Genomic DNA, 19,309 nt, shown 5'->3' with positions numbered 1-19,309 from the left:
GCCCCGGTGGACCGGACGAAGCTGCTCGCCGCGCGCTTCCGGGCGGCGACCGACCGGCCGTACCTGGCGTCCGCCCTGTACGCGCTGACCGTCGTGGAGAGCCACGAGGTGCCCACCATGGGCGTGGACCGGCACTGGCGCGTCTACGTCTCGCCCGCGTTCGTCGCCTCCACCCCGGTCGCCGAGCTGGCCGCCGTATGGCTCCACGAGGTCGCCCATCTGCTGCGCGACCACCACGGCCGCGCCGAGCGGCTCGCGGCGGCCGACCAGCGCGACCGGTACCGCGTGAACGTCGCCCAGGACTGCGAGATCAACGACGACCTCCTCGCCGACGGCCTGCCCCTGCCCGGCGGACGCGTGGAGCCGCGCCTGTACGGCCTGCCGGAGGGCCGGATGTTCGAGGAGTACGTCACGGCGCTGCCGCCCGACGTGCGCGGCCACGACTGCGGGTCGGGCGCGCACGGGCAGCCGTCGCCCTGGGACCTCACGGGACCGGCGGGACCCGCCCGGATCGGCACCGCCGAGGCACAGGCGCTGCGCCGCGCGACCGCCGAGGCCATGCGCGCCCACCTGCGCGGCCGCGGCACGCTGCCGCGCGGCTGGCAGCGCTGGGCGGAGCAGGTCCTCGAACCGGTCGTGGACTGGCGGAAGGCGCTCGCCGGGGCGGTGCGCGAGGCCGCCGCGTGGGCCGGTGGCGCGGTGGACTACACGTACCGCCGCCCCTCCCGCCGCTCGGCCGCGCTGCGCGGGGTCGTCCTGCCGAGCCTGCGCCGTCCGCTGCCGCGCGTCGCGGTCGTCGTGGACACCTCCGGCTCCATGGGGGACGCCGAACTGGCCGCCGCCATGGCGGAGATCACCGGGGTGCTGCGCGAGGTCGGCGTGCGCGGCAACCGCGTCACGGTCCTCGCCTGCGACGCCGACGTGCACGCCGTGTCGCGGGTGACCTCCGCCGAACAGGTGGAGCTGGGCGGCGGCGGGGGCACCGACATGCGCGTCGGCATCGAGGCGGCGCTCGCGCGGCCCGAGCGCCCCGACGTCGTGGTCGTCCTCACCGACGGGTGGACGCCGTGGCCGGGCCGGGAACCGTCCGGCTGCCGGGTCGTCGCCGCCCTGATCGGCCCCGGTGCCCCCGAACCGCCCACCTGGGCCGAGACGGTCCGCGTGCCCCTCCCCGGCGGGGCGCCTTAGCCGTCCCGGCCGTCAGGTGTCGGCGTCCGCCGGGCGGGGCAGCCCGAGCCCCAGGGCGACCATGCCGATGCCGAGCCCGAAGTGCAGCCAGTTGTCGGCGGTGTTGACCGGCACGAAGTTCGCGGCGCTGTCCAGGTCGATGATCACCCCGTACACGGAGAGCGCCAGGTAGATCAGGCCGCCGACGACGAGGTACGAGCGGGCGTTGGCCGCCGTACGGGCGGAGACCACACCGGCGACGCCGAAGAGCAGGTGCACGAGGTTGTGGAGGACCGACACCTGGAACAGTCCCAGCAGCCTCGCGTCCGACTCGTGCGAAGCGAACGCCAGCGAGTCGTAGCCGGTCGTGATCCCGGGGACGAACCCCAGGGCGCCGATCAGCAGGAATGCCACCCCCACCAGCAGCGCGGCACGCCGCACGAGGGAGCCGGCCGGGGACGTCCTACGGGATGCGCTGCTCATGGCCATGCCCTTCCACCGTCACGGCCGGGACGGCCGCTCCACCTTCACGGCCCCCGGCGAGTACCCCCACCAGGCCCGCACTCACCATCGAGCCGGACCCCGGAAGGCCGGCGTCGACTGCTCGTCGGTCCCCCGTCGGATCGTACGCGGGCGCCTCCCCGGACCCGGTCGGCACGTCACAGCTCTCCGGCTGCCGCGACCGCGCTCATCACGACGCCCGAGAGGGAGAGTGCCGTGAGCCCCTCTCACGTCGCCCCGGCAAAGATCACCGCATCGCCCTGCCGGGCGGCGCCCGGGACCTCCTCGCCCCGGCAGTGGAGCGCTGTGATCCACTGTGCGGGCGCGGACGTGTGTCCCCGCAGTCCGCAAGGAAGCACGACAGGAGGAGCAGTGTCCCCGTACCGCCAGCCCGGCGTCGTCCTCACCGACCATCACTTCACCGTCCCCCTCGACCACGCCGACCCGTCCGGCGAGCAGATCGAGGTGTACGGGCGCGAGGTCGTCGCCGCGGGACGGCCGGACACCGACCGCCTGCCGTGGCTCGTGTACCTGGAGGGCGGTCCCGGATGCGCCGCCCGCCGGTTCACCGGCAAGCAGGCGTGGCTCGCCCGCGCCGTCCGGGACCACCGGGTGCTCCTCCTCGACCAGCGCGGCACCGGCCGGTCCACGCGGGCCGACCGGCAGACGCTGCCGCTGCGCGGCGGCCCCGCCGAACAGGCCCGTTACCTGGCCCACTTCCGGGCCGACTCCATCGTCCGTGACTGCGAGCTGATCCGCCGCCGCCTCACCGGCGACGCGCCCTGGACGGTCCTCGGCCAGAGCTTCGGAGGCTTCTGCGCCACCCACTACCTGTCCACCGCCCCGCACGGCCTCGACACGGTGATCATCACGGGCGGCCTGCCGTCCCTCGACGCGACCGCCGACGACGTGTACCGCGCCGCCTACCCGCGCATCCGCCGCAAGAACGAGGCGCACTACGACCGCTACCCGCAGGACGTCGAGCGCGCCCGCCGCGTCGCCGAGCACCTGGCCGGGAGTCCCGCCGTGCTGCCCGACGGGTACCGGCTGACGGTCGAGGCGTTCCAGTCCCTCGGCATCCTCCTGGGCGGCGGCGACGGCAGCCACCAACTGCACTACCTGCTGGAGGACGCGTTCGTGCCCACCGCGTCCGGCCCCGCGCTGTCCGACGCCTTCCTGGAGGCCGTGCGCTCCCATCTCTCCTTCGCGTCCCGGCCGCTGTACGCCGTCCTCCACGAGCCCATCTACGCCCAGGGGCGGGGCCCGACCGGCTGGGCCGCCGAGCGGGTGCGCGGCGAGTTCCCCGAGTTCGACGCGGCGGCCGCGCTCGACGGCGACGGACCGGTCCTCTTCACCGGGGAGACCATCCACCCCTGGCACTTCGACGTCGACCCGGCCCTGCGCCCGCTGCGGGAGACCGCCGAACTCCTCGCCGCCCGCGCCGACTGGCCGGCCCTGTACGACCCGGAGCGCCTCGCCGCCAACACGGTCCCCGTCGCGGCGGCCGTCTACCACGACGACATGTACGTGGACACCGCCCACTCCCTGGAGACCGCGCGCGCCATCCGCGGCCTGCGCACCTGGGTGACGGACGAGTACGAGCACGACGGCGTCCGCGCGAGCGGCACCCACGTCCTGGACCGCCTCCTGGCCCTGGCCCACGGCGAAGCCTGACACCCCCGGCAGGGGCGCCCTCCCTGCGGGGCGCCCCTCACCCGCACGCGCGTCACACACCCGCGCCCTCGCGTGGTCGCACCCCGCGCCTACGGGCTCACGCGGGCGCGTCCGCGTACCGCCGGCGCCGCCACCACGGCGCCGGTGTCCCGTCCGGGTCCGTCCACGCGCCGACGGTGAGCCCGACGGCCGGCTCCGGCAGCGTGCGGCGCCGGAACACGGCGTCGAGCCCCGCGAGCAGCCGCCCGAACTCCGCACGCGGGCGGCCCGGCAGCGCGAGGTAGACCGCCTGGAGGCCGTCCCGCACGACCGTCACATCGTCGTACGCGCAGCCGGGGCACGAGGGCATCGCGGACGGTACGACCAGGAGCACACCGCCGGGGCGCCGGGTGAAGTCCCGGTACGCGGCGAGGAGCAGGGCGGTACGGCCGGGCGCGATGTGGGGATCGGGACCGCCCGCGAGTTCCAGGACGCGGACGGCCGCGCACGTCGCGGGCGACAGCCGGTCGAGCGGCCCGTACGCGTCGGCCCAGCGGGGCACGCGACGGACAGGGGGGCGACGAGTGGCGCGGAGCGCGCCCGGCCGTCTACGCGGCATCGCCCTTTCGGCGGATCGGCTTCACGGCGCTCATGGTGCCACGCCGCCGGACGGAGCGACCGTATCCTGCGCCCATGAGCGATCTTGAGAACGAGCCGACGGACCGTCAACCACCCGCGCACCTGCGGCCGATGCCCGAGGACTGGCGCAGGGCGCTCGCCGTCGTCGCGCACCCCGACGACCTGGAGTACGGCTGCTCGGCCGCCGTCGCCGGGTGGACCGACGCGGGGCGCGAGGTCGTGTACGTCCTGGCCACGCGCGGCGAGGCGGGCATCGACACGCTCGCGCCCGCCGTGTGCGGGCCGCTGCGCGAGCGGGAGCAGCGGGCGAGCGCGGCGGTCGTCGGAGTCGGGGAGGTGGAGTTCCTCGACCACAAGGACGGTGTCATCGAGTACGGCACCGCCCTGCGCCGGGACATCGCCGCCGCGATCCGCCGCCACCGCCCCGAGCTGGTCATCACGCTCAACCACCGCGACACGTGGGGCGGTGTCGCCTGGAACACCCCCGACCACGTCGCGGTGGGCCGCGCCACCCTCGACGCGGCCTCCGACGCGGGCAACCGCTGGATCTTCCCGGAGCTGACCGAGCAGGGCCTCGAACCGTGGGACGGGGTCCGCTGGGTCGCCGTCGCCGGTTCGTCCCGCCCCACCCACGCCGTGGACGCGCGGCCCGGCCTGGAGCGCGCCGTCCGCTCCCTGCTCGAACACCGCGCGTACATCGAGGCACTGACCGACGAGGAGCCCGAGGCGTACTGCCGGACGTTCCTCACCGGCGGCGCTGAGGCGGCCGCCGAGCGGTTCGGCGGGGTGCCCGCCGTCACCTTCGAGCTGTTCCCGCGCTGACCCGCCGTACCGGCGGGCGCGGCTTCAGGGCGGGGGACACCAGGGCCGGGGGATCGGGCCGGGACTGCGGGCCGGGGGCCGGAGGAGTTCCGGGGCCGTACTGTTCCCAGCGGGCAAGCGACCGCTTAGTATGCGAGCCATTGCGGTACTGCCCGACTCTTTGTGGAGGCCCTGATGCAGGCATGGCGCGTACACCGAAACGGCGAGCCCCGCGAGGTGATGCGGCTGGAGGAGGCCGGCCGGCCCGAGCCCGGTCCCGGACAGCTCCTGCTGAGGGTGCGGGCCGCCAATGTCAACTTCCCCGACGCCCTGCTGTGCCGGGGCCACTACCAGGTGCGCCCGCCGCTCCCCTTCACTCCCGGCGTCGAGATCTGCGCCGACACGGAGGACGGCCGCCGCGTCATCGCCACCACCGCCCTGCCGCACGGCGGGCTCGCCGAGTACGCCGTCGCCGACGAGGCCACGGTGTTCACCGCGCCCGAGACGCTCGACGACGCCGAGGCGGCGGCCCTGCACATCGGCTACCAGACCGGCTGGTTCGGCCTGCACCGCCGCGCCGCCCTGCGCGAGGGCGAGACCCTGCTCGTCCACGCCGCGTCCGGCGGGGTCGGCAGCGCCGCCGTGCAGCTCGGCAAGGCGGCCGGGGCCCGGGTCATCGGTGTCGTCGGCGGAGCGGACAAGGCCGCGACCGCCCGCGCCCTCGGCTGCGACACGGTCATCGACCGGCACACCGACGACATCGTGGCCGCCGTCAAGGACGCCACCGGCGGGCGGGGCGCCGACGTGGTCTACGACCCGGTCGGCGGCCCCGCCTACGCCGCGTCCGCCAAGTGTGTCGCCTTCGAGGGCCGCATCGTCGTCGTCGGCTTCGCCAGCGGCGACATCCCCGCCCCCGCCCTCAACCACGCCCTGGTCAAGAACTACGCGATCCTCGGCCTCCACTGGGGCCTGTACCAGCAGAAGGACCCCGCCCTCGTCCGCGAGTGCCACGCCACCCTCACCGAGTACGCCGCGAAGGGCCTGATCAAGCCGCTCGTCAGCGAACGCGTCGCCCTCGCGGACGCCGCGTCGGCCGTCCAGCGCGTCGCCGACGGCACCACCACCGGCCGCCTCGTCGTCGTGCCCACCGCGACCGCCACAGCGGCCGCCGTCACCGAAGGCGTCGCCGCCGCCGAAGCCGTCGCCACCGAAGCCACCGTCACCCAGGCCGCCGTCACCGAAGGCGCCACCGCCGACCGACCGGAAGGCACCACCCGATGACCGTCACCGCAGCCGACCTGCGCGAACGCGTACGCGACCTCCTCGCCGCCCACCCGCCCGCCACCACCGACCGCGCCGCCTTCCTGAACGCCCGCTTCGACGCCGGCCTCGCCTGGGTCCACTACCCCGAGGGCCTCGGAGGGCTCGGCGCCGACCCCGCCCTCCAGGCCGTCGTGGACGCCGGACTCGCCGCCGCCGACGCCCCCGACAACGACCCGCGCCGCATCGGCATCGGCCTCGGCATGGCCGCGCCGACGATCCTCGCGTACGGCACCGAGGAGCAGAAGCGCCGCTTCCTGCGGCCGCTGTGGACCGGCGAGGAGGTGTGGTGCCAGCTGTTCAGCGAACCCGGCGCCGGCTCCGACCTGGCCGCCCTGGGCACGCGCGCCGTACGCGACGCCGACGGCACCTGGGTGGTCGACGGCCAGAAGGTGTGGACGTCCAGCGCCCACCTGGCCCGCTGGGCCATCCTCATCGCCCGTACCGACCCCGACGCCCCCAAGCACCGCGGCATCACCTACTTCCTGTGCGACATGACCGACCCCGGAGTGGAGGTCAGGCCGCTGCGCCAGATCACCGGCGAGGCAGAGTTCAACGAGGTGTTCCTCACCGGCGTGCGCATCCCCGACAGCCACCGCCTCGGTGAGGTCGGCGACGGCTGGGCCGTCGCCCGCACCACCCTGATGAACGAGCGCGTCGCCATCGGCGGCGCCCGCATCCCCCGCGAGGGCGGCATGATCGGGCGCGCCGCGCACACCTGGCGCACCCGCCCCGAGCTGCGCACCCACGACCTCCACCGGCGCCTCCTGGACCTCTGGGTGGACGCCGAGGTCGCCCGGCTCACCGGCGAACGCCTGCGCCAGCAGCTCGCCGCGGGCGGCCCGGGCCCCGAGGGCAGCGCCATGAAGCTGGCCTTCGCCCGCCTCAACCAGCGGATCAGCGGCCTGGAGGTGGAACTCCTCGCCGACGAGGGCCTGCTGTACGACGACTGGACCATGCGCCGCCCCGAGCTGGTGAACTTCACCGGCCGTGACGCCGGGTACCGCTACCTGCGCTCCAAGGGCAACTCCATCGAGGGCGGCACGAGCGAAGTGCTGCTGAACATCGTCGCCGAACGCGTCCTCGGGCTGCCCGCCGAGCCGCGCGACGACAAGGACGTGCCGTGGAAGGACCTCGCGCGATGACCGACCTGCTCTACTCCGAGGCCGAGACCGACCTGCGGGCCGCCGTACGCGCCCTGCTCGCCGACCGCGCCGACCCGGCCGCCCTGCCCGCCCGCCTGGAGGGCACCGGCCCGCACGACGCGGAGCTGTGGCACGCCCTCGCCGGGGGCATCGGCGCCGCGGGCCTCCTCGTCCCCGAGAAGCTCGGCGGCCAGGGCGCGACCCACCGCGAGGCCGCCGTCGTACTGGAGGAGCTGGGCCGCGCGGTGGCCCCGTTGCCGTACCTCACCAGCTCCGTCGTCGCCACGCAGACGCTGCTCGCCCTCGGACCCTCCGACGAGGCGGCCGAGCTGCTCGCCGACCTGGCCTCGGGCCGCCGCACCGCCGTCCTCGCCGTCCCCCTCACCACGGCCCCCGACGCCCCGCTCCCCACAGAGCCCCCCACCGCCCCCACGGACACCCCGGCCACCGCCCCCGGCGTCACCGTCACCGCCGTCGCGGACGCCGTCCTCGCCGACGTCCTCCTCGTCCCGCGCCCCGACGGCCTGCACGCCGTGGACGCCGCCGAAGCGGCCCTCCGCCCGCTGACCCCGCTCGACCTCACCCGCCCCCTCGCGGCCGTCACCGTCCCGGCCAACGCCCCCGGAACCCGCCTCGCGGACGCCGGGACCTCCCGCGCGGCTGTCCGCTCCGGGCTCGTCGCCGGGGCCGGGCTGCTCGCCTCCGAACAGCTCGGGCTCGCCGAATGGTGCCTGGAGGAGGCGGTACGGCACACCCGCGCCCGCCACCAGTTCAACCGGCCCATCGGCTCGTTCCAGGCGCTCAAGCACCGCATGGCCGAGCTGTGGCTGGAGGTCGCCGGAGCCCGCGCCGCCGCCCGCAACGCCGCGGACGCGCTCGCCACCGGCAGCCCGGACGCGCCCCTGGCGGTGGCGGTCGCCCAGGCGTACTGCTCCCGCGTCGCCGTCCACGCGGCGGAGGAGTGCGTCCAGCTGCACGGTGGCATCGGCATGACATGGGAGCACCCGGCGCACCTCTACCTCAAGCGCGCCAAGGCCGACCAGCTCGCCTACGGCGCCGCCGGACACCACCAGGACACGATCGCCGGACTCGTGGACCTCCCCGCCCCCGCCCCGTAGGGAGTCCCGGGCTCCTTCCCGTAAGGGGCCCTTGACGACACACCCCTCTACATGCTGTTTAATTGCGAAGCGTTCGCAACAACAGTGGATCTTTCATAAGGGGTGTGGCGCATGACCGCCCGAACCGTCCGACCGATACGCGGCACGGCCGCCGCGGCGCTGGCCACCGTCCTGGCGCTCACCGCGGCGGCCTGCTCGGACCCGGGCGGCTCCGGCTCCGGCGGCTCCGCCGCGCGGGACAGCCTCGTCGTCGGCATCGCCTACGAACCCGACACGCTCAGCCCGCTCCTCGGCTACGGCAAGGACGGCAACTCCAAGGTCTTCGACGGCCTCCTCGCCTTCGACGCCGACATGCGCCTCAAGCCCGCCCTCGCCGTCGCGCTGCCCGAGGTGAGCGCCGACGGCCTCACGTACACGTACAAGCTCCGCAAGGGCGTCACCTTCAGCGACGGCGAGCCGTTCGGTGCGAAGGACGTCGTCTTCACGTACCGCACCATCCTCGACAAGCGGACCAACAACCCGTCCAAGACGGAGCTGGACGCCCTCAAGGACGTGAAGGCCGTCGGCGACGACACCGTCGTCTTCACCCTCAAGTACCCGTACGCGGCGTTCGCCCAGCGCACCGTCCTCGCCATCGCGCCCCAGCACGTCGCTGCCCGCCAGGATGTCAACTCCGGGCCGTTCACCACGAAGCCCGTCGGCACCGGCCCGTACGTCCTCACCGGCTGGTCCAAGGGCGAGAAGCTCACGTTCAAGGCCAACCCCCGCTACTGGGGCGGCGAACCGAAGGTCAAGAAGCTCACCATGGCCGTCGTCAAGGACGACGACGTGCGCGCCACCCGCCTCCGCTCCGGCGACCTCGACGGCGCGATCCTCCCCCCGAACCTCGCCAAGGGCTTCAAGAACGACCCCGGCAAGAAGACGTACGCCGCCACCACGTACGACTACCGGACCGTCACCCTGCCCACCCACAACAAGGTCACCGGCGACACCGCCGTCCGCCGCGCCCTCGACCTGGCCGTGGACCGGCGGGCCATGGTCGACAAGATCCTCGAAGGCGCGGGCAAGCCCGCCTACGGGCCCGTCCCCACCAGCAGCGAATGGTTCGCCAAGGGCACCGAACGCCGCCACGACCTCGCCGCCGCCGAGAAGATCCTCGACGACGCGGGGTGGAAGCCCGGCCCCGACGGCGTCCGCGTGAGGAACGGCGTCCGCGCCGCCTTCCCCCTCTGGTACCCCTCCGGCGACAAGCTCCGCCAGGACCACGCCCTCGCCTACGCCTCCGACGCCAAGAAGGCGGGCATCGAGATCGCCACCCAGGCCGGCACCTGGGAGGTCATCGAACCGCGCATGAAGCACGACGCGGTCCTCGCGGGCGGCGGCTCCCCCGGCGACCCCGACTTCGACCAGTACCTCCTCCTCAAGTCCGACCTCGCGGGCGACGGCTTCAACAACATGGCCTGGTACGCCAACCCGGCCGTCGACAAGGCCCTCGAGGACGGCCGCATGACGAACGACAAGGCCGCGCGCAAGGCCGCCTACGACACGGTCCAGCGCGAACTGGTGAAGAACCCCGGCTACACCTTCCTCACGCACATCGACCACCTGTACGTCGTCAGCGACCGCTGGGACGGCCTGTCCACCCAGGTCGAGCCGCACGACCACGGCCTCGCCGCGGGCCCGTGGTGGAACGTCGAGGACTGGACCCCCAAGGGCGCCGCGAAGTGACCCGCCGCCTCCCCTGGGGGCCACTGGCCCGGATGGCGGGGCGCAGGGCCCTGGCCGCCGTCCCCGTCCTCCTCGTCGTCACGTTCGGCGTGTTCGCCGTCGCCGCCGCGTCCCCGTTCGACCCCGTCAAGGCCTACGCGGGCACGGCGGGCCTCACGGCGTCGCAGGAGAACCTCGACCAGCTTCGCGCCAACCTCGGCGCCGACCAGCCCCTCGTACCACGCTGGTGGGACTGGCTCACCTCCGCCCTCACCGGCGACCTCGGCGACTCCAGCGTCATGCGGCAGCCCGTCGCCGACGTCATCGCCGAGCGCATCGGCTGGTCGGTGCTGCTCGCCGCCACCGCGTTCGCCGTCGCCGTCCTCGCCGGCACGGTCCTGGGCGTCCTGGCGGCCCGGCGCCAGGGCGGCCCGCTCGACCGGACCGTCACGGCCGTCGCGTACACCCTGGAGGCGGCCCCGGCGTTCTGGCTCGGGCTGCTCGCCATCTGGGTGTTCGCGCTGAAGCTCGGTATCCTCCCGGCGGGCGGGCTCACCGACACGGCCAGCGACACCGTCACCTTCGGGCAGGTCGCCTCCCATCTGGTCCTCCCCGCCCTGGTGCTCGGCGCGTCCCAGCTGCCCTGGTTCCTGCTGTACGTCAGGCAGGGCGTCGCCGACGCGCTGGAGGAGGACCCGGTGCGCGGCGCCCGCGCCCGCGGGCTGAGCGAACGCACCGTCCTGCTCGGCCACGCCCTGCGGTCCGGGCTGCTGCCGGTGCTCACCCTGATCGGCTCGCGCGTGCCCGAACTCATCACGGGCGCCCTCCTGGTGGAGACGGTCTTCAGCTGGCCCGGCATCGCCGCGGCGACGGTCCAGGCCGCGATGTCCGTGGACTTCCCGCTCCTCGCGGCGCTCACCGTCCTCGCCACGGCCGCGGTCCTCCTCGGCAACCTCCTCTCCGACCTCCTGTACGCCCTGGCCGACCCGAGGGTGACCCCCGATGCCTGACCCCACGCCCGCACCCACCCGCAAGGACGCGCCCATCCGCAAGGACGCGTCGTCCGCTCGCGAGGACGCGCCCGGCCGCAGCGAGGACGTGCCCGTCCGCCTGGACGGGTCGTCCGCTCATGAGGACGAGCACGCCCGCGAGGACGCGCCCGTCTGGCGCTCGCAGGGCCGCACGCGCCGCTCCACCCGGACCGTACGCGTCGCCGTGTCCGCCGCGATCACCGGCGCCGTCGTCCTCGCCGTGCTCCTCGTGCCGCCGCTGGCACAGCTCGACCAGCAGGCGGTCGACCTGTCGCTGAAGCTCCGGCCACCGTCCGCCGCGCACCCGTTCGGCACCGACGACATGGGCCGCGACCTGCTGCTGCGCTGTGTGTACGGGCTGCGCGTCTCCCTCCTTGTCGGACTGGTCGCCGCGCTCGTCGCGACCGTCGTCGGCACGGCCGTCGGCGCACTCTCCGCCGCCCTCGGCGGCTGGGCGGACCGGCTGGTGATGCGGGCCGTCGACACCTTCGCGTCCGTCCCGCACCTGCTGCTCGGCATCTTCGTCGTGGCCATGTTCCGCCCCGGCGTCGGGCCCGTCATCCTCTCCGTCGCCGTCACGCACTGGCTGTCCACCGCCCGGATCGTCCGCTCCGAGGTGCTGTCGCTGCGCTCCCGCCCGTACATCGACGCCGCGATCTCCGGCGGGGCGTCCCGGTGGCGCGTCACCGTCCGCCACCTGCTGCCCGCCGTCCTGCCGCAGGCGGGCCTCGCCGCGGTGCTGATGGTGCCGCACGCCATGTGGCACGAGTCGGCGCTGTCCTTCCTCGGCCTGGGCCTGCCCGCCCACCAGGCGAGCCTCGGCAACCTGGTCCAGACGGCACGCGGTTCGCTGCTCGCCGGTGACTGGTGGCCGACGCTGTTCCCCGGCCTGTTCCTGGTCGTCCCGACCCTCGCCATCGCGGGCCTGGCCGGGGCCTGGCGCGAACGCCTCAACCCCCGCCGCCGATCGGAGCTGATGCTGTGACCCCGGTGCTGTCCGTCAGGGACCTCTCCGTCCGCTTCCGGATGCGCGGCGGCCGCCACATCGCGGCCGTCACCGACGTGAGCTTCGACCTCGCGGCGGGGGAGTGCCTGGCCCTCGTCGGCGAGAGCGGCTGCGGCAAGTCCGTCCTCGCCTCCGCCCTGCTCGGCCTCCTCCCCGGCAACGCCCGGACCGCCGGTACGGCCCTGCTGACCGGGCCCGACGACGCCCCCGGCACCGGCATCGACCTGCTGGCCGCCGACGAGCGCACCCTCGCCCGACGCGTACGGGGACGGCGCGCCGGCCTCATACCGCAGTCCCCGGCCGCGCACCTGACGCCCGTACGGACCGTGCGCGCGCACCTGGAGGAGACCCTCCGGGAGCTGACCGGCACGCGGCGCGCGGCGCTGCGCGAGGCGGCCGTGGCGGCGGCCGGACGGGCCTCCTACCCCGCCGGGCTCCTCGACCACCACCCGCACGAGCTGTCCGGCGGCCAGGCGCAGCGGGCCGCCACCGCCCTCGCCCTCGTCGGGGACGCGCCGCTGCTCCTCGCGGACGAGCCGACGACCGGCCTCGACCGGGACCTCGTGGAACGGACCGTGGACGAGCTGCGCCGCCACGCCGACGAGGGCAGGGCGCTGCTGCTGATCACCCACGACCTGGCGGCGGCCGAACGCGTCGCGGACCGGGTCGCCGTCATGTACGCGGGCCGCGTCGTGGAAGTCGCCGACGCCGACCGCTTCTTCGGTACGGAGGGCCCGCGCCACCCGTACGCGCGCGGCCTCCTCGCCGCCCTGCCGGAACGCGACTTCACCCCCATCCCCGGCATGCCTCCGGAGCTGGGCGCCCTGCCTGAGGGCTGCGCCTTCGCCCCCCGCTGCGCCCGCCGCACCGACACCTGCCGCACCGTCCCGGCGCTGACCGGCGGCGCCGCCTGCCACCATCCGTGGCCCGCCGTCCCGCAGTGCGCCTCATCACCCGGCACGACCGCCGCGGAGGAGACCGCCCGTGCTTGAACTCGCCTCCCTCACCGCGGGCTACGACCGCCGCGCCCCCGTCTTCCGGGACGTGTCCCTGACCGTCGCGCCCGGTGAGGCGGTCGGCCTGCTCGGCCCCAGCGGCTGCGGCAAGTCCACGCTCGCCCGCGTCGCCGCCCTCCTCCACCGCCCCGACGCCGGGAGCGTCACCGTCGACGGCGAGACGGTACGCGGCTGGCGCCACCGCGCGCCCCGTGAGCTGCGCACCGCCATCGGCGTCGTCTTCCAGCAGCCCCGCCTGTCCGCCGACCCCCGGCTGCCGCTGCGCGACCTCATCGCCGAACCCCTGCGCGCCACCGGCCGCCGGGCCGAGGCCGCCACGCGGACCGCCGAACTGGCCACCCGTGTCGGGCTCACCGACGACCTGCTGTCCCGCCGCCCCCACGAGGTCAGCGACGGCCAGCTCCAGCGCGCCTGCCTGGCCCGCGCCCTGGTGGCGCGCCCGCGCTGGCTCGTGTGCGACGAGATGACCGCCATGCTCGACGCGTCCACCACGGCCGCGCTGGTCGCCGCCGTCGAGGAGTACCGCCGCGCACACGGCGCCGGGCTCCTCGCCGTGAGCCACGACCGGGTCCTGCTGGACCGCTGGTGCGACCGCACCGTCCACTGGACATCCCTCACCACCCCGCCCGCGCCCGCCTGTGCCGCCCCGCCCGCCGAGGCCGGAAAGAGGTCCGTCCCGGCCGGAACGCCCGCCTAGCGGCCGCCCGATTCGTACCCGTTCGGCCCACACGCCGTACGGCCGTCCGGCGCCGTCGCTGGGACAGACTGGCCGCCGAACGCCGAACGCCGTACGACCCGTGCGGCACCGGGCCGAGGAGGACGACACATGGCCGTAACCATCTCCGTCGTGTTGCTTCTGTTGATCCTGGCGGTGGTCTTCCTGCGCAGCGGCGGCCTGAAGCTCTCCCACGCCATCGTCTGCGGCCTGCTCGGCTTCTTCCTCGCCGGCACGAGCCTCGCCCCGACCATCTACAACGGGGTGTCCGCCACCGCCGACGTGGTCAGCAGCGTCCACCCGTAGCACACCGTCCGCACCCCGGCCACCGGACCCGGGCACACCACCGGCCACCGGGCACGGGCGGACTCGGCTCTCCGGCCACCGGCCACCTCGCACCCGCACCCCCGGTCACGCTCACGGGCGGACGAACACCCCGATCCCGTTGGGCACCGGCCGCTCCGCGCCGCCGCTGGGACGGTTCAGCACCCGTACCGCGGCGGCGCCGTCGTCCGTACGGGCCACCAGCGTCGAGGACCCGCCGCCGTCCAGGTTGACCCCGTCCGACGCGCCCAGCTCCCGCAGCAGCGACGCGACTTCGACGACCGTCAGTCCCGTGCGGAACTTCGGGCCGCCGTCGAGCGCGAGCAGCAGCAGCCGCCGACCGCCGTCCGCGATCCCCGCCGCCGACCGCACCGCGCTCGTCACCGCGTCCATTCCCGCCAGCGGCCGCCCGTCGCGCAGCACCGGATACCCGCCCACCGCGAACCGGAACGACACCCCCGGCTCCGCGCCGACCGCGACCAGCCGGTGCGCCACCCGCACCCGGTCGCCCACCGCCAGTCCCCGCAGCCACCGCGCGCCCGCCTCACGCCCCACGAGGACCTGCGTGCCCGGCGCTATCGCCCCCGCCCCCGGAGCGTCCGCCACCCCGACGACCCGCCCGCCGCGCACCCGCACCTCGTACGTCTCCGCACTGCACGGCGCGCCCCGGTTCGTGTCCGTCCCGCACGTCGCCCGCAGCCGCGACACCGTGCCCCAGTCGCGGGTGAACACGCCCACCGAACCGACCGGCAGGGCGTACTGGTTGAGCCCCCCCAACGGCACGCCCCCGTCCGGGGTCCGCACCTCGCCGTGGAGCGCCAGCTCCCCGAGCCGGGCCCGCCCGTCACCGTCCACGCCCAGCACCATGCGGGTGCTCGTGCCGGGAGGCAGCGCGGGGCCGAACCGCTGGCCGCGCGGCACCGCCGCCTTCAGCGCCCGCCCGTCGGCCACGGCCGGGCCGACCGGGGCGCCCGTCGCGGGCACACCGGGGTGCTGGGCCTCGGACAGGTTGAAGAAGTCGCCGTTCACCCCCGCCACCGCGCCCGCCCCGTCCGCGAGCGCCGACAGTGGTGCCCGCGCCGCGACCGCCCCCGGGTACAGCAGCCCCACCGACACCCGCCGGTCCCGCAGATCCACTGCGAGCAGATGCACCCGCGCGGTGCCCCGCGACGACGGAACGTCCAGCACCCGGTACCCGACGCCGGCCGCGACCCCCCGGGTCTCCGACGCGACGAGTACGGCAGGCGCCCGCCCGGTCGTCGCCCCGGCGGCGGGCGGCACGGCGAGCCCCGCCCCGGCCGCCGCGGTGCCCAGCAGCACCGCGAGCACCCCGGCCCGCCACCACAGACGTCTCACGGCCACGCCCCCCACCCGTCGGGAAACCGCACACCCATCCCGGAGAAGCTGCCCCACCGCCGCACCCCGTGAACCCGTCCGCCCGACGCCGGGTCAGAAACCTCCGGTCCGTGGCCGACAGGAGGCGGACCGCCGCTGGTTGCCGATACGTTGAGTCCCCGCCCCTCCTCGGAAGGAACACCATGAGCAGCGCCCCGGACATCGACGTCCTCGTCCTCGGCGGCGCCGGTGTGGACACGATCGTGTACGTCCCCGAACTGCCGCTGCCGTTCGCCGACAGCTACATGATCCAGCCCGGCATCCGGACCCGCGCGGGCCAGACCGGCGACTTCGTCGCCCTCGGGCTGCACGCGCTCGGCATGAGGACCCACCACCTCGACATGCTCGGCGACGACCCCGAGGGCGACCTCGTACGCGCCCTGCACCGCGACCACGGCATCCCCCTCACCGAGGTCCCGCAGCCCTGTGGCACCAAACGCGCCGTCAACCTCGTCGGGCCCGACGGCCGCAGGCTCTCCCTCTACGACGCGACGCGCGGCTCCGACACGGACCGGCTGCCCGACGACACCGTCGCCGCCCTCGCCGCCACGAGCCGCCACGCGCATGTCTCCATCACCCAGCCCTGCGCCCACGCCCTGCCCGTCCTGCTCGCGGCCGGGGTCACCATCTCGACGGACCTGCACGACTGGGACGGCGAGAATCCCTACCACGCGGCCTTCGCCCACGCCGCCGACATCGTCTTCCTGTCCGCCGCCGCGCTGGACGACCCCGAGCGGACCATGCGCGGCATCGTGGCGCGCGGCCGCGCCCGGGAGGTCGTCGCCACGGCCGGGGCGGACGGCGCCCACCTCCTGGCGGACGGCGAACTGACCCATGTGCCCGCCGTGGCGCCCCCCTCGCCCGTCGTGGACTCCAACGGCGCGGGCGACGCCTTCGCCGCGGCCTATCTGTTCGGCCGCCTCACGGGCGAACCGCCCCGCAGGTCCGCCCTGTTCGGCGCGACAGCGGGCGCCCACGCCTGCACGGTCCCGTCGACCACCACCGCCGCCATCGACCGGGCGACTCTCCTCACGCGCGCGACGCGCCTGTCCCCGGCGCCCTGACACGGAAGGAGGGCGGCCCGCCGACCCCGGCGCGTGCCGCCCTCCGCCTCACTCCCGCCGTACGGGCCCCGCGCCCGCGCGCGTACGGACAGGCGCCGTCAGGGGACGGCCGGGGTCAGGACGCCACCGGGGACAGGAACCCCTGCTCCAGCAGCCACTTCACGCTCAGCCGCTGACCCGCGCCCGGGTCCAGCAGGGCCGGGTCCAGCTTGATCTGCTGACCCCCGCCGGGCTGCGCGAACCACGGGGCGATACCGCCCTGCCACACCGGGAAGGGCCGCTCCACGCGGTACACGTGGTAGTCGCAGGGAAAGGCGGCGTCCCGCGTGTTGAGGCTCTGCGGCGGCAGCGCCCGCTTCGCGTACGGGTCACCCGCCGGGGCCAGGTACGAACCGTACTCGGAGCCGAACCGGTCCAGCTTCTCGCCGGGCTCCAGCACCTCCACGCGCTTGTCCACGGTGCCGTTCACCTCGGCGAAGCCGTCGTTCGGCGGGTACTTCCAGCCCGCCGGGCCCTCGAGGCCCTCCTCCTTCCAGTACGTGGCCAGAAACGCCTTCGGCGACAGGCCGCCAATCCGCTGATAGCCCTTCAGCAGCGGACCGACCGGCTTCTCGGAAGGACGCGGCAGGTACTTCGGTCCCAGCCGCGCGTCGCCCTGGAACGCGCCGGTGCAGGCGGCGGGGCGCTCCTCGCGGACATCGGCGCCGGTGGGCGCGACCGCCACGGCGGGTGCGGCCGGTGCCGACAGCGCCGTGACGGCGAGGGCCAGTGCGGACAGGACAGCGCGCAGACGGTTCACGTCGCAGAACTCCTCCGATGCGGGAATGATCCTGACGCACCGTAGTGAACCGGGCACGCGACCGGAGTGATTCCGGGGGATGTTTTCCAGCCGCGATCACTCCGGTCGGCAGGGCGCGGGGCCGGTCAGGCGAGGGTGACCAGCTCCCGGTAGTCGTCGCTCCACAGGTCCTCGTCCGCGTCCGGGAGCAGCAGCACCCGGTCGGGCCGCAGGGCGTCCACGGCCCCCTCGTCGTGCGTGACCATCACCAGCGCGCCCGGGTACGCGCCGACGGCGGCCAGCACCTCGCCGCGCGACGCGGGGTCGAGGTTGTTGGTGGGCTCGTCCAGCAGCAGCACGTTCGCCCCGGAGTGGACGAGCCCCGCCAGGGCCAGACGGGTCCGCTCCCCGCCGGACAGCACCCCCGCGGGCTTGTCGGCGTCGTCCCCGGCGAACAGGAACGCGCCCAGCACCCCGCGCACCTCACCGTCCGTCAGGTGTGGTGCGGCGGCCGCGAGGTTCTGCCGGACCGTGCGGTCGAGGGCGAGCGTGTCGTGCTCCTGCGCGAAGTAGCCCAGCCGCAGCCCGTGCCCGCGCACCACTCGCCCCGAGTCGGGTGCCTCGGCCCCGGCCAGCAGCCGCAGCAGGGTCGTCTTGCCCGCACCGTTGGGGCCGAGGACGACCAGGCGGCTGCCCCGGTCGACGGCCAGGTCCACGCCCCTCAGCACCGGCTGCCCGCCGTACGACTTGGCCAGGCTGATCGCACCCAGCGGCATCCGGCCGCACGGCTCGGGCTCGGGGAGCCTGATCCTGGCCGTCTTCTCGGCGCGGCGGACCGGTTCGAGACCGGCGAGCATCCGGTCGGCGCGGCGGGCCATGCTCCTCGCCGTGGTCGCGGTGGCCGACCTCGACTTCATCTTCTCCGCCTGCGCGTGCAGGGCGGCGGCCTTGCGTTCGGCGGCGGCGCGCTCCCGTGCGTGGCGCCGCTCCTCGGCCGCCCGCTGGGCCAGGTACGTCTCCCAGCCGGTGTTGTGGACGTCGATGGCGGCGCGGTCGGCGTCCAGGTGGAACACCCGGTTCACCACGTCGGCCAGCAGGGCCGTGTCATGGCTGATGAGAACCAGGCCGCCCTGGTGGCCCCGCAGGAAGCCGCGCAGCCACGCGGTCGAGCCGACGTCGAGGTGGTTGGTCGGCTCGTCCATCAGGAGCGTGCCGTCGTGCCCCCCGAACAGGACACGGGCCAGCTCCACACGGCGCCGCTGCCCGCCGGACAGCGCGCCGACCGGGCGGCCCATGACGTCGTCGGGCAGGCCAAGCCCGGCCGCCACACGGGCCGCCTCCGCCTCGGCGGCGTACCCGCCCCCGGACTGGAAGGCCGCGTCGGCGCGGGCGTAGGCGCGCATCGCCCGGTCCAGCGCCGACGGCCCGTCGGCCTGCGCCATGGCCGCCTCGGCGGCTCGAAGCCGGTGCAGCGCCCGGTCCAGGGAACGGGCGGACAGGATGCGGTCCAGGACGGTGACTGAGGGGTCGGCGGCGCGGGAGTCCTGGGCGAGGAACCCGACGGGACCGGTGTGGGCGACCGTGCCCGCGGCGGGCCGGGACCGTCCGGCCAGGGCGGTCATCAGGGTGGTCTTGCCCGCGCCGTTGCGGCCGACGAGACCGATCCGGTCGCCGGGGGAGACGGTGAAGGAGACCTGGGACAGCAGAAGGCGCGCGCCCGCGCGCAGTTCGACATCGCGAACGGTGATCATGAGGTGACGCTCCGGACAGGCTCAAGGGCGGACTTCTGGCGTGGAAGCGGGTCCTGAGCTAGGAGATCCGGGGCGTGGACATGGCTCCACGGTACGACGTCCGGCCGCCGGGGAGCATCCGCTTTTCCGGGCCCGGCGCGTGGGCACGTCCCACGTCGCCGGTTCACGCGGGGCCTGG

General features: G+C 75.2%; 18 protein-coding genes. 13 read left to right on the top strand and 5 right to left on the bottom strand.

Going from position 1 to position 19,309, the window contains the following annotated elements:
* Nucleotides 1-6 precede the first annotated feature (6 nt).
* Entirely contained in the window at nt 7-1,188 is a 1,182-nt protein-coding gene (locus tag J116_RS01360) for a vWA domain-containing protein (RefSeq protein ID WP_023591161.1), read from the top strand.
* A gap of 12 nt (nt 1,189-1,200) precedes the next feature.
* Here the strand turns inward: J116_RS01360 and J116_RS01355 are convergent, their stop codons facing one another.
* Nucleotides 1,201-1,650, bottom strand: a complete 450-nt coding sequence (locus tag J116_RS01355; RefSeq protein ID WP_079147842.1) for a DUF4383 domain-containing protein — start codon at nt 1,648-1,650, stop codon at nt 1,201-1,203.
* A 390-nt stretch (nt 1,651-2,040) separates the two neighbouring features.
* Between J116_RS01355 and J116_RS01350 the strand changes: the two genes are divergently transcribed.
* The gene (locus tag J116_RS01350; protein ID WP_023591163.1) at nt 2,041-3,342 is read left to right on the top strand and encodes an alpha/beta fold hydrolase; all 1,302 of its coding nucleotides are present in this window, start codon (nt 2,041-2,043) and stop codon (nt 3,340-3,342) included.
* 97 nt (nt 3,343-3,439) lie between these two features.
* Here the strand turns inward: J116_RS01350 and J116_RS01345 are convergent, their stop codons facing one another.
* Nucleotides 3,440-3,883: a hypothetical protein gene (locus tag J116_RS01345; protein WP_023591164.1), complete on the bottom strand. Its 444-nt coding sequence runs from the start codon at nt 3,881-3,883 to the stop codon at nt 3,440-3,442.
* Between the two features lie 131 nt (nt 3,884-4,014).
* On the opposite strand from J116_RS01345, the gene J116_RS01340 reads away from it, so the two are divergent.
* From J116_RS01340 to J116_RS01295, 10 genes are all read left to right on the top strand, one after another.
* Nucleotides 4,015-4,782: a PIG-L deacetylase family protein gene (locus tag J116_RS01340; RefSeq protein ID WP_028964793.1), complete on the top strand. Its 768-nt coding sequence runs from the start codon at nt 4,015-4,017 to the stop codon at nt 4,780-4,782.
* Between the two features lie 174 nt (nt 4,783-4,956).
* Nucleotides 4,957-6,042 carry an NADPH:quinone oxidoreductase family protein gene (locus J116_RS01335; RefSeq protein WP_023591166.1) on the top strand — a complete coding sequence of 362 codons (1,086 nt, stop codon included), beginning with the start codon at nt 4,957-4,959 and terminating at the stop codon, nt 6,040-6,042.
* Entirely contained in the window at nt 6,039-7,226 is a 1,188-nt protein-coding gene (locus tag J116_RS01330; protein WP_023591167.1) for an acyl-CoA dehydrogenase family protein, read from the top strand. The genes J116_RS01335 and J116_RS01330 overlap by 4 nt, the downstream gene beginning before the upstream one ends.
* Nucleotides 7,223-8,344: an acyl-CoA dehydrogenase family protein gene (locus J116_RS01325; RefSeq protein WP_023591168.1), complete on the top strand. Its 1,122-nt coding sequence runs from the start codon at nt 7,223-7,225 to the stop codon at nt 8,342-8,344. The genes J116_RS01330 and J116_RS01325 overlap by 4 nt, the downstream gene beginning before the upstream one ends.
* 111 nt (nt 8,345-8,455) lie before the next feature.
* Entirely contained in the window at nt 8,456-10,072 is a 1,617-nt protein-coding gene (locus J116_RS01320; RefSeq protein WP_023591169.1) for an ABC transporter substrate-binding protein, read from the top strand.
* On the top strand, nt 10,069-11,061 hold the full coding sequence (locus J116_RS01315) for an ABC transporter permease (RefSeq protein ID WP_023591170.1): 993 nt from the start codon (nt 10,069-10,071) through the stop codon (nt 11,059-11,061). Before J116_RS01320 ends, J116_RS01315 begins: the two co-directional genes overlap by 4 nt.
* On the top strand, nt 11,054-12,067 hold the full coding sequence (locus tag J116_RS01310; RefSeq protein WP_079147625.1) for an ABC transporter permease: 1,014 nt from the start codon (nt 11,054-11,056) through the stop codon (nt 12,065-12,067). The genes J116_RS01315 and J116_RS01310 overlap by 8 nt, the downstream gene beginning before the upstream one ends.
* 41 nt (nt 12,068-12,108) lie before the next feature.
* Complete coding sequence (locus J116_RS01305; protein ID WP_051204057.1) at nt 12,109-13,080, top strand: ABC transporter ATP-binding protein; 972 nt, start codon at nt 12,109-12,111, stop codon at nt 13,078-13,080.
* Nucleotides 13,073-13,801 carry an ABC transporter ATP-binding protein gene (locus J116_RS01300; RefSeq protein WP_023591173.1) on the top strand — a complete coding sequence of 243 codons (729 nt, stop codon included), beginning with the start codon at nt 13,073-13,075 and terminating at the stop codon, nt 13,799-13,801. The genes J116_RS01305 and J116_RS01300 overlap by 8 nt, the downstream gene beginning before the upstream one ends.
* A gap of 129 nt (nt 13,802-13,930) precedes the next feature.
* A complete protein-coding gene (locus J116_RS01295; RefSeq protein WP_023591174.1) occupies nt 13,931-14,125 on the top strand; it encodes a hypothetical protein in 195 nt (64 codons plus the stop codon).
* 111 nt (nt 14,126-14,236) lie between these two features.
* On the opposite strand, the gene J116_RS01290 is transcribed toward J116_RS01295, so the two are convergent.
* Nucleotides 14,237-15,472: a phosphodiester glycosidase family protein gene (locus J116_RS01290; protein WP_023591175.1), complete on the bottom strand. Its 1,236-nt coding sequence runs from the start codon at nt 15,470-15,472 to the stop codon at nt 14,237-14,239.
* A 209-nt stretch (nt 15,473-15,681) separates the two neighbouring features.
* Between J116_RS01290 and J116_RS01285 the strand changes: the two genes are divergently transcribed.
* Nucleotides 15,682-16,602: an adenosine kinase gene (locus J116_RS01285; RefSeq protein WP_023591176.1), complete on the top strand. Its 921-nt coding sequence runs from the start codon at nt 15,682-15,684 to the stop codon at nt 16,600-16,602.
* Nucleotides 16,603-16,717: 115 nt separating this feature from the next.
* On the opposite strand, the gene J116_RS01280 is transcribed toward J116_RS01285, so the two are convergent.
* Nucleotides 16,718-17,401 (bottom strand): TNT domain-containing protein, encoded by a 684-nt coding sequence (locus tag J116_RS01280; protein ID WP_023591177.1) that lies wholly within the window; start codon nt 17,399-17,401, stop codon nt 16,718-16,720.
* Nucleotides 17,402-17,526: 125 nt separating this feature from the next.
* Nucleotides 17,527-19,131, bottom strand: a complete 1,605-nt coding sequence (locus J116_RS01275) for an ABC-F family ATP-binding cassette domain-containing protein (RefSeq protein ID WP_023591178.1) — start codon at nt 19,129-19,131, stop codon at nt 17,527-17,529.
* Nucleotides 19,132-19,309: the final 178 nt, after the last annotated feature.

Source organism: Streptomyces thermolilacinus SPC6 (assembly GCF_000478605.2).
Lineage (GTDB): Bacteria > Actinomycetota > Actinomycetes > Streptomycetales > Streptomycetaceae > Streptomyces > Streptomyces thermolilacinus.
This window is presented reverse-complemented; position numbering and strand designations above follow the sequence as displayed.